The organism is Microbacterium sp. Bi98, from assembly GCF_918698045.1.
In the GTDB taxonomy this organism is placed as follows: Bacteria; Actinomycetota; Actinomycetes; order Actinomycetales; family Microbacteriaceae; genus Microbacterium.
This window is the reverse complement of record NZ_CAKKLK010000006.1, coordinates 69,946-84,511: the sequence shown is the minus strand read 5'-3', so window position 1 is coordinate 84,511 and position 14,566 is coordinate 69,946. Positions and strand designations below refer to the sequence as shown.

Genomic DNA, 14,566 nt, shown 5'->3' with positions numbered 1-14,566 from the left:
GTCTCAGACGCCGTACTCCCGACGGATCACCTCGCGCAGCTGCACGCTGCAGCGGGCGATCGCCTCGCGGAAGTCGACGAGCGCACCGTCCTCGGCTCGATCGGAGATCGCTCGGAAAGCACGGATCGGCACCCCGAACTTCTCGGCGACCCAGATGTACGCATAGGTCTCCATGTCGACCAGTCCCGCACCGGACGGCCGGATGACGGCCGTGATCCCCGCATCGCCGACGAAGCTGTCTCCGGTCGCGATCAGCACACCCTCGCGGCCCGTCGACACGCGCGCCGGCAGGGAGACGTGCTGCCCTGCGACACCGTCGAGGTCGAACACGTCATGCTGCAGCGCGCTGCCGATCTCGTGGACCGTCGCCTCGAGTTCAGGGTCGATCCCACCGGCGGTGCCGACGACCACGACCTCGGAGTACTCCTTGGCGTCGAGCGCACGGGTCAGGGCGTAGACGGCCTGCATCTTGCCCTCGCCGGTCACGAGCTGGTCGAATCCCTCGAGCTCCTCCGGGAACGCTGCGAGTTCGGAGGCCATGGCTGCGACGAGAAGTTTCACTCCGCCATCCTCTCAGGTGCATCGGCCGCCGCGGAGTCACGCGCGTGCGATCCACGTCATCTCGATGTAACACTGGAGGAGGATACTGACGTCGGGTAGACCGGAGGAACACATGACCCTGCAGCAGCAGATTTCTGAAGCGCTCGGCGTGAGGGCCGAGATCGACCCCGAGATCGAGGTGGAGCGCCGCGTGCAGTTCCTCGTCGACTACCTGCGCACCACCGGCGCGAAAGGTTTCGTGCTCGGCATCTCGGGCGGTCAGGACTCGACACTCGCCGGTCGTCTGGCGCAGCTCGCCGTCGAGCGGGTGCGAGCAGAGGGCGGGGAGGCGAAGTTCCTCGCCGTCCGGCTGCCGTACCGCATCCAGAAGGACGCGGCGGATGCCCAGGCAGCACTCGAGTTCATCGAGCCGGATGCGTCGGTCGAGGTGAACATCCAGAACGGCGTCGACGGCGTCGAGGAGGACATCGAGTTCGCCGTCACGAGCGACATCAGCGACTTCAATCGCGGCAACATCAAGGCGCGAGTGCGCATGGTGACGCAGTACGCGCTGGCCGGCCACGACGGTCTGCTCGTGATCGGCACCGACCACGCGGCTGAGGCCGTGACGGGCTTCTACACGAAGTTCGGCGACGGGGCCGCCGACATCCTCCCGCTCGCCGGGCTCACCAAGAGGCAGGGGCGTTCGCTTCTCCTGCTCCTCGACGCTCCCGACCAGCTCGCCTACAAGGTGCCCACCGCCGATCTGCTCGACGGTCAGCCCGGTCGCGCCGATGAGGACGAGCTCGGACTCACCTACGAGCAGATCGACGACTTCCTCGAAGGGCGCCAGGTCGACCCGGAGGTCGCCGGGCGCATCGAGTCGCGCTATCTCGCCACCCAGCACAAGCGCAACCTGCCGGTCACGCCCGACGACTCCTGGTGGCGCTGAGCGGCCCATCGTGATCCCGTGTCGGATGCCGCGGCTAGTGTCGAAGTGTCCGACAGAACGGGAGCATCGTGCGGATCGACATTCAGGCGCAGCGCGTCATCTGGAGCGCGAGCGACCTCAAGGCGGCCGCCGAATGCGAGTTCGCGTGGTGCCGTGCGATCGACGCCAAGCTGGGGCGGGTCCCCGCGATCGACGAGCCCGAAGACGCGACGCTGGCGCGGGCGGCGCTGCTCGGAGACGTGCATGAGCGGAACGTCTTGGCGCGCTATCTCGATGATCTCGGCGCCGATCGGGTGCATCTCGTCGAGAAGGTGTCGTCCGTCGACGCAGTTGCCCTGGCGGCGGCGGTCGAAGAGACGGTCCAGGCACTCGGCTCCGACGCTGTCGTCGTCTTCCAGGCGGCTTTCGCTACACCCGAGTTCGTGGGATTCGCAGATTTCCTGAAGCGCGACGACGACGGTCGCTGGCGGGTGCAGGACTCGAAGCTCGCCCGAAAAGCGCGGGTCACGGCCCTCATGCAGCTCGCGGCATATGTCGATCAGCTCGATCGGCTCGGCATCCCACGATCCGACGAGGTCGACCTCATCCTCGGCGACGGCTCAGTGAGCACCCACTCCGTCGACGACCTCCTCCCGTTGTTCCAGGTGCGACGGGCGCGTCTGCGCGCGCTCATCGCAGATCGTCGCATCGACGACGGTTCCGCCGGGGCCGCGCTGGCGTGGGGCGACGACCGCGGCGATCTCGAGGTCGTGGCGTGCGGGCGCTGCGCCACCTGCGAGGAACAGGTGATCGCGCACCGAGATCTCCTCATGGTCGCCCGCATGCGGCCCGTGCAGCGTGCGCGACTGAGAGCCGCCGGCATCGAGACCATCGATGCCTTGGCAGAGGCGCCCACGCCCCCTGACGGCATGAACACCGACACGTTCGAGACTCTGAGGGCACAGGCCCGACTGCAGATCCAGGCGGATGCCGACGGTGCGCCGACCTATGACGTGCACTACGCGGCCGCGATCCATACGCTCCCGGTGCCGAGCCACGGAGACATCTTCTTCGACTTCGAGGGTGACCCTCTCTACACCGAGCCGGCGCCGGACGGTCAGGCTCACTGGGGGATCGACTACCTCTTCGGATGGGTCGACAACTCCGATCAGTACACCGCGCTCTGGGCACACGATTTCGCGGCGGAACGCGAGGCGTTCGAGAGGTTCCTCGACTTCGTGAAGCTGCGGCGCGCGGCTCATCCGGGCATGCACATCTATCACTACGCCCCGTATGAGACCTCGCACCTCGTGGCCATGGCGGCGCGGCACGGCGTCCGTGAGGGCGAGATCGATCGACTGCTGCGTGAAGGAGTGTTCGTCGACCTGTATCCGCTCGTGCTGCGGACCGTGCGGGTCGGCACGAGGTCGTACTCCATCAAGAAGCTCGAGCCTCTCTACATGGGCGCGGATGTGCGCACGAGCGACGTCCAGAAGGGCGATGACTCGATCGTGCAGTACGTCGCGGCTCGAGAGCTCGCGGCGGCGGGGGAGCAGGAAGAAGCGGATGCCGTGTTCGCCGACCTCGCCGACTACAACCGCTACGACTGCGTCTCCACCCGGCGCCTCCGCAACTGGCTGATCGACATCGCGAGGGCTGAGGGCGTGACTCCGGCGCCGCCGGATGAAGCGGACGAGGTGATCTACGAGCCGTCACCGCGCTCGGTGTCACTGCTCGCCGATGCGGAGCGCGCGGTCGACGCAGGCGACGACGGTCAGGTGCATCGCATCGCGGCCGCGGCGATCGACTACTTCCCGCGCGAGGCGAAGAGCTTCTGGGTCTCGCACTTCCAGCGACTGCGCGAACCCGTCACGATGTGGGACGGCACGCGTGACGTCGTGCGCATCGACCGCGCCTCATCGCGCGTGCAGAGGGACTGGAGCATCGGCGAGGGCCGACGGGTGATGTCGCGCGACATCGAGATCCGCGGCGAGGTGTCGCCGGGCACCACTCTGGGCGCCGGGGCGCAGCCGTTCGCCCTGTATCCGGTGCCGGCTCCCTTCGACACCGAGGCACCGTCACGAGCGGTGCATGTCCCTCACACCGTCACGGTCGCCGAGGTGCTCGACGACGGCTACCTGATCACCGAGACGGCGATCCAGGGGCAGACCTGGGACGAGCTTCCCCTCGCTCTCACTCCGGCTGCGCCGCCACGCGTCGTCTCGCTGCAGGGCGCGATCGATGAGTGGGCGGACTCCGTCCACGCGGCCGCCCCCGGGTTCCCGCGTGACGCGGCCACCGACGTGCTTCGTCGCATCCCTCCGCGCACGCTGTCCGGTCGTCCGCTGCCCGAGCAGGGCGACGACGTGATCGACGCCATCGTCCGAGGCGTGCTCGATCTCGACCGCAGCTACCTCGCCGTGCAGGGCCCCCCGGGGACCGGCAAGACCTACACGGGCTCGCAGGTGATCGCCCGGCTGGTGAAGGAGCACGGATTCCGGATCGGTGTCGTGGCGCAGTCCCACGCGATCATCGAGAACCTCCTCGAACGAGTCGTCGCCGACGGTGTGCCGGCGAGTCAGGTCGGCAAGGCTCCGAAAGACCCCTCCGTCGAGCCGGGCTACACCGTCATCTCCAAGAACGGCATGGCGTCATTCCTCGCCGAGCAGGCCGAGCACGGTGCGGTCGTCGGCGGCACAGCGTGGGACTTCAGCAACACCGCCCGCGTCGAGCGCGGAGGGCTCGATCTCCTCGTGGTCGACGAAGCAGGGCAGTTCTCGCTCGCGTCGACGATCGCCGTCGCGGCCGGAGCGAAGAACCTGCTGCTCCTCGGAGACCCTCAGCAGCTTCCTCAGGTCAGTCAGGGCGCGCACCCCGAGCCGGTCGACACCTCGGCGCTCGGCTGGGTCATGGACGGCGACGCGGTCATCAAGCCCGATCACGGCTACTTCCTCGCGAGATCGTGGCGCATGCATCCGTTCGTCGCGGCCCCGGTGTCCAGGCTCGCGTACGCGGGCCAGCTCGCCTCGGCACCCGGAACCGAGAGGCGGTCGATCGACGGCGTCGACGCGGGGCTCCACGTCGTCCCGCTGCGGCATCGAGGCAACGCCACAGAGTCGCCGGAAGAGGCGACCGAAGTGGTGGCGCTGGTACGCGGTCTCGTCGGACGCACGTTCACCGACAATGATGCGGAGTCCACGGCGCGCCCGCTGGCGCAGAACGACATCATCGTCGTCGCGCCGTACAACGCCCAGCGTCAGACCGTGCACGATGCGCTCGCCGCGGCGGGCTTCCACGACGTCCCGGTCGGCACGGTCGACAACTTCCAGGGCAAGGAGGCGGTGGTCTCGATCACCTCGCTCGCGGCGTCCAGCGGACGCGATGCTCCGCGAGGCCCGGAGTTCCTCCTGCTGCAGAATCGGTTGAACGTGGCGATCTCGAGGGCGCAGGTCGCGGCGTACCTCATCCACTCACCGGCCCTGCTCGACGATCTTCCGCGCACTCCCGAGGGGGTCGCTCGGATGAGCGCCTTCGCGCGTCTGGTCGGAGCGGCGAGCTGAGGTCGCCGTCGGCAGAGGAGAGCGATGACTCACACGATCGATGATGTCCTGCGAGCCTCGGCGGCGTGGGTGTGGTTTCCCCGCGGCAGCGAGCAGCAGCGGAGCCATCTGCAGCTGGTGCGGTATCCGACGCGATTCGGTGGCGGAGTGCGCGGCTCGCAGGTCGACTCGGATGCGGATGCCGCGACCGTCGTAGAACACGCCATCGACCGCACGAGGGCGTGGGACGAGAGCGAGCTGCGGTTCTGGACCAACGCGTCCGACCGCCCCGATCTCGAAGCCGAGCTCCGCAAGCGCGGAGCCGAGCACATCGACACCGTGGCCGTCTTCGCGAGCCGGATCGACAGCGCCACGATCGACAGCGCCGCGAGCGATGTCCCGCCTGAAGCCAGGGCGGAGGTCGTGCGAACGCTCGAGCAGGTTCGCGAAGTCGACGCGATCAATGTGCCGGTCTGGAAGCAGCAGCCGCTCGATGACGAAGGCCTGCGCATCGAACTCGACGAGATCACATCGGCGTACGACGCAGGCACGCAGGTGCGTGTTCTCGCCCGTCTCAGCGCGGACGGCGAGGCGGTCAGCACGGGCGGCTGCACGATCGTCGACGGCTTCGCACGTCTGTGGGGAGCGGCGACGATCGAGCAGGCACGGGGACGAGGAGCCTACCGTGCCGTCCTCGTGGAGCGGCTTCGCCAGAGCGCGGCACGGGGAGCGACCACGGCGTTGGTGAAGGGGCGCACCGCCACCTCCGCGCCGATCCTCGCGCGAGCGGGTTTCACGAAGTACGGCGAGGAGCGCTGCTACCTCGTGAGGGCGTGAGTCACACGACGCGGCTGTTCGAGCGCGGTCAGACGCCTGTGCCGCCGAGTTCGTCGCGCACGATTCGCGCTCCCGCTGACAGGGCGCTCATCTTGTCGAGAGCGACGCGCCTCGGTAGGGGCGCCATCCCGCAGTTCGAGCTGGGGATGAGCAGGTCCGCATCGACGAACTCGAGCGCGCGCCGCAGGGTGTCGGCGACTTCTTCCGGAGTCTCGATCTGCTCGCTCGCGACGTCGATCGCGCCGAGCATCACCTTCTTGCCGCGGATCAGCTCGATGAGGTCGAGCGGCACGTGGGAGTGGTGGCTCTCCAGCGAGACGATGTCGATGGTGGATCGCTGCAGAAGGGGGAACGACTCCTCGTACTGCCTCCACTCGGCTCCGAGGGTCGCCTTCCAATCGTTGTTGGCCTTGATCCCGTAGCCGTAGCAGATGTGGACCGCGGTCTCCGCACGCAGTCCTTCTGCTGCCCGCTCCAGAGCAGCGACGCCCCAGTCCTTCATCTCGTCGAAGAACACGTTGAACGCGGGCTCGTCGAACTGGATGATGTCGACTCCGGCTGCCTCGAGCTCTTTCGCCTCCTGATTGAGGATCGTCGCGAACTCCCATGCCAGCTTCTCGCGGCTGCGATAGTGGCGGTCCGACAGCGTGTCGATCATCGTCATCGGGCCAGGCAGCGCCCACTTGATCGGCTGGTCGGTCTGCTGGCGCAGGAAGGCCGCGTCGTCCACGAACACGGGCGCGCGGCGGCTCACTGCGCCGACGACGGTCGGCACGCTCGCGTCATAGCGGTCGCGGATGCGGACCGTCTCCCGATTCTCGAAGTCGACTCCGTCGAGATGCTCGATGAAGGTGGTGACGAAGTGCTGACGGGTCTGCTCCCCGTCGCTGATGATGTCGATCCCGCGTCGACGCTGCTCGTGCACTGCGGCGCGCAGGGCGTCATGCTTGCCCTCCACGAGCGCATCGCCCTGCAGCTCCCACGGCGACCAGAGGACTTCGGGCCGGGCGAGCCACGCCGGCTTGGGCAGACTTCCGACGATCGAGGTGGGGAGGAGTTCTCGCACGGTCGACGATCCGCGGCCGGTCATCGGACCGCAACGGGGGAGGCGGACGCGGGGGAGGACGGAGCGGGATACCCGGCAGCCCACCGGTCCAGCACCGTCCGGTGCGGCGTGACGAAGTGCTCATCGGCGTAGCGTCCCTGCACGACGGCGAGCTGGCTGCGCTCCTCGCGGTCGTACGTGATCTCCGTCTGCTGATAGTCGTCGTGGGCGAGGCTCGGACGGTAGACGCTCTCGGCCGGCGCATTCGCATTGTAGATCTCAGGCCGGTAGATCTTCTGGAAGGTCTCCATGGTGCTGATCGTGCCGATGAGCTGCAGATCGGAGTAGTCGCTCAGGAGGTCGCCGCGGAAGTAGAAGGCGAGGGGGGCGACGCTGCCGCGTGGCATGAAGTAGCGGACCTGCAGCCCCATCTTCCCGAAGTACTCGTCGGTGAGCGAGAAGGAGTCCTGCACGTACTCGGCGCCGAGCACGGGGTGGTGGTTGCCGTTGCGGTGATAGGTCCTGCTGGTCGAGACGCTGATGCAGATCACCGGCAGGGTCGAGAAGCGCTCCTGGTACGCCTCGGACTCGAGGAAATGCTGGAAGAGCTTGCCGTGCAGCACGCCGAAGTCGTCGGGAGTGGAGAATCCGCCGGCGGCCGCGCTCGCCGCAGGCAGGACGACGCTGAAGTCGTAGTCGCGGAGGTAGGAGGAGAAGTTGTTTCCCACGATCCCATGGTGGCGTTCGCCGGTCAGCCGGTCGACGATGTGGACGTCGAGCACCTCGAGCACCGGGAACTCCTCGTCGTTGCCATCGGCGAATCGCAACTGCACCGAGACGATGTCGAGCTCGACCGTGTAGCGCTCGTCGCCGCCCGCGAGGTCGTTGAAGCGACGGTCGATCATCTCCAGGGCGTTGCGGAGGTTCTGCTGGCGGCGCTCGCCGCGCGCGAGGTTGGCGAAGTTCGTGGTGATGCGCGAGCTGTCGGACGGGGCATAGTCCTCGTCGAAGCGAGTGGTCGTGATGCTGAACGTGATCTCGTTCGCCATGAGGGGCCAATCCGGAAGAGGGGAGGCCCATCGGGCCTCGCGAAAGCGGTGATCTCATAGTGCAGCGATGCCGGAGCTATCGGGTAATTCGGCTCCGCTATGCGGTGATATAGCCTTCTCCTATGCCTAGGCGATCGAGCGGGATCACACTGCAACAGCTCCAGTACTTCATCGAGGTCGCTGCGGAGGGGTCCATCACCGCGGCGGCCGACGTGCTCTATGTCGCGCAGCCCACGATGTCCGCGGCGATGAAAGACCTCGAGAGCCGAGTCGGACGCGATCTGCTCACCCGGTCGGCGCGAGGGGTGACGCTCACGAGCGACGGCACGGAGTTCCTCGGGTATGCCAGACAGATCGTCGAGCAGGCCGAGCTTCTCGAGCAGCGCTACCTCGGGCGGCCACCGTCGCGCCGCCTCCTCGGGGTCTCCACCCAGCATTACTCCTTCGCCGTCGACGCATTCGTGCGGATGGTCAAGCGCTCGAGCGCCGCCGAATACGAGTTCTCGCTCCGCGAGACCCGCACGTGGGACATCATCGAGGATGTGCGGACGCTCCGCAGCGAACTCGGCATCCTCTTCCGCAACGACTTCAACCGCAACGTGATCGACAAGCTCCTGCGGGACTCGGGTCTCGCATTCCATCCGCTCTTCATCGCCGAGCCGCACATCTTCGTCTCACGGCGGAACGCACTCGCGTCGCGAGACCGTGCGACCCTCGACGATCTCGTCGGCCTTCCGCGTCTCACCTTCGACCAGGGCGCGAACAACTCGTTCTACTTCGCGGAGGAGATCCTCTCGACCCTCTCGAGTGCGCGGGAGATCCGGGTCTCCGATCGAGCGACGATCTTCAACCTGATGATCGGTCTCGACGGATACACGATCTCGACCGGCATCATCAGCGACGATCTCGATCCCGAGATCGTCGCCGTGCCCCTCGACGTCGACGAGCGCATCGAGATCGGCTGGATCGGACGCACGGCCATACCGCTCACCGAACAGGCTCAGCAGTACCTCGGCGAGGTGCGAGACGTGGTGGCGAGCTTCGGCGTGCCCCTTCTCGAGGACGAACCGCGCGAGCCGGAGATCCGTCAGACGGTGCCGTAGAGCCGATCGCCGGCGTCGCCGAGTCCGGGCACGATGTAGCCCTTCTCGTTGAGGCGCTCATCCAGGGCCCCGAGCACGATCGTCACGTCGCGGTCTCCGACGAGCGCCTCGATGGCGGCGAGGCCTTCGGGAGTGCCGAGCAGGCAGATCGCTGTGACGTCCTTGGCCCCGCGGTCGAAGAGGAACTGGATGGCGGCAGCCAGCGAGCCGCCGGTCGCGAGCATCGGATCGATCGCGAAGCACTGACGATCGCTCAGGTCGTCGGGAAGGCGCTCGGCGTAGGTGGTCGGCTCGAAGGTCTCCTCGTCGCGGACCATGCCCAGGAACCCGACCTCTGCCGTCGGCAGCAGCTTCACCAGGCCCTCGAGCATGCCGAGGCCGGCGCGCAGGATCGGCACGACGATCGGACGGGGCTCCGAGATCTTCACGCCCATCGTCGTCGTCACGGGAGTGGTGATCTCGACCGGACTGACCTTCACGTTGCGGGTCGCCTCATACGCGAGAAGCGTCACGAGCTCTTCGGTCAGCTGCCGGAAGACGGGCGACGGGGTGCGATGGTCGCGCAGCACCGAGAGCTTGTGAGTGACGAGAGGGTGGTCGGCGACGTGGACACGCATGGATACAGGCTAATGCGCCGGGGGCTCCGGTACGACATCGGATGCCGCCGGCTGCCCGAGCGGCTGTCGTAGGCTCGACGCATGACCGCCTCCGACGCCCGTGCGATGCGACGCGCGCTCGAGCTCGCGGCCGAGGCATCGGCGGCCTCGGAGATCCCGGTCGGCGCGGTGGTGCTCGACGCAGAGGGCCGGATCATCGCCGAAGGACGCAATCATCGTGAGGCGACCCACGACCCCACGGGGCACGCCGAGATCGCGGCGCTGCGGTCGGCCGCGGCGTCCGTCGGCTCGTGGAATCTCGACGGCCACACCCTCGTCGTGACCCTCGAGCCCTGCATCATGTGCGCGGGGGCGATCCTGCAGGCGCGGATCGGCCGCGTCGTCTTCGGCGCGTGGGATGACAAGGCGGGGGCCGCCGGCTCCATGTACGACGTGCTGCGCGACCGTCGGCTGCCGTACCGCGCCGAGGTCGTCGGCGGGGTCGAAGCGGATGCCGCCACGGCCCTGCTGCGGAGCTTCTTCGAGCAGCGGCGCTGACGGCTACGGCACCCCGCGCGCGATCAGTCGGAGGACTTGAGCACGAAGACGTCGGTCGACGGCTCGGGGTCGAGCGACGGCCGGTACACGTCGGGCTCGATGTAGATCACGCGTGCGATCGGAAGAGCCTCGCGGATGCGGGCCTCGATCGCATCGATGTCGACAGCTGCCTCGCGCAGCGGCTTGTTCGCGTTGAGTGCGATCTTCGCCGCGACCATGAGCTCGTCCGGGCCCAGGTAGAGGGTCTTCATGTGGATGATCTTCTCGATCTCGTCGCCCGCGTTGATCGCGTCGACGATGCGATCGTGATCGGCCTGCGTGGCGCCCTCGCCCACGAGGAGGCTCTTCGTCTCGACGCCGAGCACGATCGCGATGAGCACGAGCAGGATGCCGATCATCAATGTGCCGAGTGCGTCGAACAGCGGGTTTCCGGTGATCACGGTGAGCCCGACGCCGAGCAGTGCGAACGTGAGACCGGTGAGTGCCCCGACGTCCTCGAGGAGCACGACGGGGAGCTCCGGCGCCTTCGCGCGGCGCACGAACGACACCCAGGACTGGCCCGTGTCACGGACGAGATTGCTCTCTCTGACGGCGGTGCGCAGCGAGAACGACTCGAGGCCGATCGCGACCACCAGCACGACGATCGGCAGCCACCACCACGTCTTGTCGAGTTCATGCGGGTGCGTGAGCTTGTCGATCGCCTCGTAGATCGCGAACAGACCTCCGACGGAGAACAGGATGATCGACACCACGAACGCGTAGACGTACCGTTCCCGCCCGTAGCCGAAGGGGTGCGCCCTGTCCGCCTCGCGCTTCGCCTTGCGTCCGCCCAGCATGAGCAGCAGCTGGTTGCCCGAGTCGGCGACCGAGTGGATCGCCTCGGCGAGCATCGATGCGGATCCCGACAGCGCCCACGCGAGGAACTTCGCCAGGGCTATGCCCAGGTTCGCCAGGAACGCCGCGAGAATGGCCTTGCCGCCGCCGGATGCACTCATGCGTCGAGTCTAGATCGGCTCGTCGGTGGTCGCCCGGTGCGCCCGCCGTAGGATGGCGACATGGCTGACTCGCTTCCCGCTCTCGCGTTCCTCGGTGCCGGATCGATGGGCGGCGCGATCCTCCGAGGGGTGGCCGCATCCGGCATCCAGGTCGACGGAGGAATCACCGCGACGAACCGCACGCCCGAGAAGGCGGCGGCCCTCGCCGACCTCGACGGGGTCAGGAGCATCGCCCTGTCCGAGACCACCGACGGCAACGCGGATGCGGTCGCGAAGGCTCGCATCGTCCTCGTCGGGGTGAAGCCCGCGATGGTCCCCGATCTGCTGCGCGAGATCGCCCCGCATCTGGCCGACGACGCGATCGTCGTGAGCCTCGCCGCGGGCGTCACGCTCCAGACCTTCGCCGACAACCTCGGCGCCGACGTGCGGGTCATCCGATCGATGCCGAACACGCCCTCGACAGTTGGCAAGGGAGTCACCGGTCTGGCCGCGGGGGCAGCGGCATCCGACGACGATCTCGCCCTCGTGCACCGCCTCTTCGCCACCGTGGGCGCGGTCGTCGAGGTTCCCGAATCGCAGATCGACGCCCTCTCGACGATCTCGGGTTCCGGCCCCGCCTACGTCTACCTGCTCATCGAGGAGCTGACGAAGGCAGCCGTCGGAATGGGCTTCAGCGAGAGCGACGCGCGGGTCATGGTGGAGCAGACCTTCATCGGCGCCACTGCGCTGCTCGATGCGTCGGGTGAGGAGCCGTCCGAGCTCCGCCGCAGGGTCACGAGCCCCAAGGGCACCACCGAGAAGGCCGTGGCGGTGCTGCAGGACGCGCACCTCGATCGCACCTTCGCGGATGCTGCCGCCGCCGCGCTCGCCCGCGCGAAGGAACTCGCGGCCGGAGCCTGACATGCAGCTGCGGTTCTCCGGGGAGATCTGGTTCTGGCGCGGTCCCGCGCCGTTCCATTTCGTCACCGTGCCGCCGGCGGAGAGCGAGATGATCGGTGAGGTCGCGAGCGTCGTCACCTACGGATGGGGGATGATCCCCGCATCCGTCACGATCGGCGACACGACCGTGACCACCGCCCTCTGGCCCAAGGACGGCGGCTACATCGTGCCGATCAAGAAGGCACTGCAAGACCGTGAGGGCGTCGGCGTCGACGACCTCGTCGAGATCGCGCTCGACATCGACGCCTGACGTCCGTCGCGCGGATGCCGGTCAGCGGTCGAGGGCGGCGAAGCGCTCGATGTCGCTGTTGGTGCCCGAGACGATGATCAGATCGTGGTTGGTCACGATCGTGTTCGCCTCGGCGTAGCGGAACGGCTTGCCCGGGCTCTTCACTCCCACGACCGTGACCTTGTACTTGCTGCGCACGCCGGACTCGTTCAGACCCACGCCGCGGATGAACTTCGGCGGGTACATCTTGGCCAGCACGAAGTCGTCGTCGAAGCGGATGAAGTCGAGCATCCGGCCGGAGACGAGGTGCGCGACGCGCTCACCGGCTTCTCGCTCGGGGTAGATGACGTGGTTGGCGCCGACGCGGGCGAGGATCTTGCCGTGCGACTGCGAGACCGCCTTGGCCCAGATCTGCGGCACCTTGAGGTCGACGAGGTTCGCGGTGATCAGCACCGACGCCTCGATCGACGAGCCGACGGCGACGACGGCGACCTGGAAGTCCTGCGCGCCGATCTGCCGCAGGGCGTCGATGTTCTTGGCGTCGGCCTGCACCGTGTGCGTGACGCGGTCCGACCATTTCTGCACGAGCTCGAGGTTGTCGTCGATCGCCAGGACCTCGCGGTCGAGACGATCGAGTTCGCCTGCGCAGGCGGCACCGAACCGGCCGAGACCGATGACGAGGACGGGAGCGTCGCCCCGGAGGACTTCAACCAACGATCGGCCTTTCCACGGGCAGTGAGTAGTACTGCGTTCGCGATGTCGCGGCGACGGCCGCGGCGAGAGTCACTGTACCAACGCGCCCCATGAAGATGGTGGTCGCGAGGACGTACGAACCGGCGTCGGGGAGATCGGCGGTGAGGCCGGTCGAGAGTCCGACGGTGGCGAAAGCCGAGATGACGTCGAAGAGGACGTGGCTGATGTCCGCCTTGGTGATCTGGGCGATGATGATCGTCGAGAGTGCCACGATCGTGGCTCCCCAGGCGACGACGCTCAACGCGACGCGCTGCACGTCGCTGGGGATGCGACGGCCGAACGCCTCGACGGACTGACGGCCCTTGGCCTCGGACCACACCGCGATCGCGAGCACCGCCAGGGTCGTCACCTTGATTCCGCCTGCGGTGGAGGCCGAGCCGCCGCCGACGAACATCAGCATGCTCGCGGCGAGGAGGGATGAGCCGTTCAGATCGTCCATCTCGATCACGTTGAAGCCGCCCGACCTCGTCATCGCGGACAGGAAGAACGCCTGGAAGGTCGTGTCCGCGGCATCCATCGACCCGAACGTCTTCGGGTTCGCGTACTCGAGGATCAGGAATACGGCGGCGCCGAGCACGAAGAGCAGCACCGTGGTGACCAGGGTGAGCTTGGTGTGCAGCGACCACTTCTTCACGTGCCACACGTGCTTGGCCAGGGTGTAGATCACCGGAAAGCCGATGCTGCCGAGGAACACGCCTGCCATCAGCAGCGTGAGGACCAGATAGTCGTCGGCGAACACGGCGACTCCGCCGGCATTCGGCGCGAAGCCGGTGTTGGTGAAGGCCATCGCGGCGAAATAGGGGGCCTCCCAGAGCGCTGCGATCGGCTCGACCCCGGCCATCACGAGTGCGGGGTAGAGGAGGACCGCGAGCACGCCCTCGATGATCAGCGCGGAGACGGCCACGGTCGTCAGGAGCTGACCGACTTCGCCCAGCCGGACGGTCTGGCTCTCGTTCACCACGCCACCGTGCGCGCGAAGGGGGTTGGTGTCTCCCGCGGCGAGGAGCTTGGCGCGGAGTCCCAGTCTCTTGGAGATGAGCATGCCCATCAACGAGGCGAGGGTGAGAACGCCGAGCGCGCCGATGTTGACGCCGATGAAGATCAGCACGTGACCGAAGGGCGACCAGTACGTCGCCATGTCGACGGTCGCGAGTCCCGTGACGCAGATGGTGGAGACCGCGGTGAACAGTGCATCGGCCAACGGCGTGACCGTGCGCGAGGCCGAGGCGATCGGCAGCGAGAGCAGCACCGTGAAGACCAGGATGAGCAGCGCGAAGATGACGATCGCGAAGCGCGAGGGCGACGACGTGATGATGTGCTTGCCCCAGGAGGCGGCGTTCTGGAGACGCTGTCGAGGCGACGACGCCGAAACGATGCCCGACATCGCGTCCCCCTTCGATCTTCCTGCTCCGACGTACGCGGATGCACGGCGCTGATCGCCGAGCCTTCGTC

The 14,566-nt window shown here is 67.5% G+C and carries 14 protein-coding genes; 7 read left to right on the top strand and 7 right to left on the bottom strand.

The genetic code is table 11. The features are described from left to right. Positions 1-3: 3 nt before the first annotated feature. Positions 4-561, bottom strand: coding sequence for a nucleoside phosphorylase (locus tag LQZ85_RS11000; RefSeq protein WP_056277071.1), 558 nt, complete (start codon positions 559-561; stop codon positions 4-6). A gap of 112 nt (positions 562-673) precedes the next feature. Between LQZ85_RS11000 and nadE the strand changes: the two genes are divergently transcribed. The 3 genes from nadE (at position 674) to LQZ85_RS10985 (ending at position 5,847) form a co-directional block, all read left to right on the top strand. Continuing rightward, positions 674-1,492, top strand: coding sequence for an ammonia-dependent NAD(+) synthetase (gene nadE / locus LQZ85_RS10995; protein WP_056277074.1), 819 nt, complete (start codon positions 674-676; stop codon positions 1,490-1,492). Positions 1,493-1,560: 68 nt separating this feature from the next. After that, positions 1,561-5,031 carry a bifunctional RecB family nuclease/DEAD/DEAH box helicase gene (locus tag LQZ85_RS10990; RefSeq protein ID WP_082586510.1) on the top strand — a complete coding sequence of 1,157 codons (3,471 nt, stop codon included), beginning with the start codon at positions 1,561-1,563 and terminating at the stop codon, positions 5,029-5,031. Between the two features lie 24 nt (positions 5,032-5,055). Then, the gene (locus LQZ85_RS10985; RefSeq protein ID WP_056277076.1) at positions 5,056-5,847 is read left to right on the top strand and encodes a hypothetical protein; all 792 of its coding nucleotides are present in this window, start codon (positions 5,056-5,058) and stop codon (positions 5,845-5,847) included. A gap of 28 nt (positions 5,848-5,875) precedes the next feature. Here the strand turns inward: LQZ85_RS10985 and LQZ85_RS10980 are convergent, their stop codons facing one another. Together LQZ85_RS10980 and LQZ85_RS10975 are read right to left on the bottom strand one after the other, a co-directional pair. Then, a complete protein-coding gene (locus LQZ85_RS10980; protein ID WP_157538097.1) occupies positions 5,876-6,913 on the bottom strand; it encodes a methionine synthase in 1,038 nt (345 codons plus the stop codon). A 20-nt stretch (positions 6,914-6,933) separates the two neighbouring features. Beyond that, positions 6,934-7,941, bottom strand: a complete 1,008-nt coding sequence (locus tag LQZ85_RS10975) for a putative oxygenase MesX (RefSeq protein WP_056277081.1) — start codon at positions 7,939-7,941, stop codon at positions 6,934-6,936. A gap of 122 nt (positions 7,942-8,063) precedes the next feature. On the opposite strand from LQZ85_RS10975, the gene LQZ85_RS10970 reads away from it, so the two are divergent. Further along, positions 8,064-9,044, top strand: a complete 981-nt coding sequence (locus LQZ85_RS10970; protein ID WP_056277084.1) for a LysR family transcriptional regulator — start codon at positions 8,064-8,066, stop codon at positions 9,042-9,044. On the opposite strand, the gene upp is transcribed toward LQZ85_RS10970, so the two are convergent. Beyond that, positions 9,029-9,661, bottom strand: coding sequence for a uracil phosphoribosyltransferase (gene upp, locus LQZ85_RS10965; RefSeq protein ID WP_042538962.1), 633 nt, complete (start codon positions 9,659-9,661; stop codon positions 9,029-9,031). The two genes, LQZ85_RS10970 and upp, sit on opposite strands and share 16 nt — an antisense overlap. Before the next feature lie 81 nt (positions 9,662-9,742). Between upp and tadA the strand changes: the two genes are divergently transcribed. After that, positions 9,743-10,198 (top strand): tRNA adenosine(34) deaminase TadA, encoded by a 456-nt coding sequence (tadA, locus tag LQZ85_RS10960; protein ID WP_056277087.1) that lies wholly within the window; start codon positions 9,743-9,745, stop codon positions 10,196-10,198. A 23-nt stretch (positions 10,199-10,221) separates the two neighbouring features. Here the strand turns inward: tadA and LQZ85_RS10955 are convergent, their stop codons facing one another. Beyond that, positions 10,222-11,193, bottom strand: a complete 972-nt coding sequence (locus LQZ85_RS10955; protein ID WP_072590790.1) for a cation diffusion facilitator family transporter — start codon at positions 11,191-11,193, stop codon at positions 10,222-10,224. A gap of 60 nt (positions 11,194-11,253) precedes the next feature. On the opposite strand from LQZ85_RS10955, the gene proC reads away from it, so the two are divergent. Beyond that, entirely contained in the window at positions 11,254-12,093 is an 840-nt protein-coding gene (proC, locus tag LQZ85_RS10950; RefSeq protein ID WP_056277093.1) for a pyrroline-5-carboxylate reductase, read from the top strand. Position 12,094: 1 nt separating this feature from the next. Continuing rightward, on the top strand, positions 12,095-12,382 hold the full coding sequence (locus LQZ85_RS10945) for a DUF1905 domain-containing protein (RefSeq protein ID WP_053098847.1): 288 nt from the start codon (positions 12,095-12,097) through the stop codon (positions 12,380-12,382). Positions 12,383-12,403: 21 nt separating this feature from the next. On the opposite strand, the gene LQZ85_RS10940 is transcribed toward LQZ85_RS10945, so the two are convergent. Continuing rightward, a complete protein-coding gene (locus LQZ85_RS10940) occupies positions 12,404-13,075 on the bottom strand; it encodes a TrkA family potassium uptake protein (protein ID WP_047520565.1) in 672 nt (223 codons plus the stop codon). Next, entirely contained in the window at positions 13,068-14,498 is a 1,431-nt protein-coding gene (locus LQZ85_RS10935) for a potassium transporter TrkG (RefSeq protein ID WP_053098848.1), read from the bottom strand. The genes LQZ85_RS10940 and LQZ85_RS10935 overlap by 8 nt, the downstream gene beginning before the upstream one ends. Positions 14,499-14,566 lie beyond the last annotated feature (68 nt).

Bases quoted from the DNA above. Each gene is read 5' to 3' on its own strand.
- LQZ85_RS10955 (WP_072590790.1), bottom strand. From the start codon at position 11,193: ATGAGTGCATCCGGCGGCGGCAAGGCCATTCTCGCGGCGTTCCTGGCG.
- proC (WP_056277093.1), top strand. From the start codon at position 11,254: ATGGCTGACTCGCTTCCCGCTCTCGCGTTCCTCGGTGCCGGATCGATG.
- LQZ85_RS10945 (WP_053098847.1), top strand. From the start codon at position 12,095: ATGCAGCTGCGGTTCTCCGGGGAGATCTGGTTCTGGCGCGGTCCCGCG.
- LQZ85_RS10935 (WP_053098848.1), bottom strand. From the start codon at position 14,498: ATGTCGGGCATCGTTTCGGCGTCGTCGCCTCGACAGCGTCTCCAGAAC.
- upp (WP_042538962.1), bottom strand. From the start codon at position 9,661: ATGCGTGTCCACGTCGCCGACCACCCTCTCGTCACTCACAAGCTCTCG.
- tadA (WP_056277087.1), top strand. From the start codon at position 9,743: ATGACCGCCTCCGACGCCCGTGCGATGCGACGCGCGCTCGAGCTCGCG.
- LQZ85_RS10970 (WP_056277084.1), top strand. From the start codon at position 8,064: ATGCCTAGGCGATCGAGCGGGATCACACTGCAACAGCTCCAGTACTTC.
- nadE (WP_056277074.1), top strand. From the start codon at position 674: ATGACCCTGCAGCAGCAGATTTCTGAAGCGCTCGGCGTGAGGGCCGAG.
- LQZ85_RS10985 (WP_056277076.1), top strand. From the start codon at position 5,056: ATGACTCACACGATCGATGATGTCCTGCGAGCCTCGGCGGCGTGGGTG.
- LQZ85_RS10975 (WP_056277081.1), bottom strand. From the start codon at position 7,941: ATGGCGAACGAGATCACGTTCAGCATCACGACCACTCGCTTCGACGAG.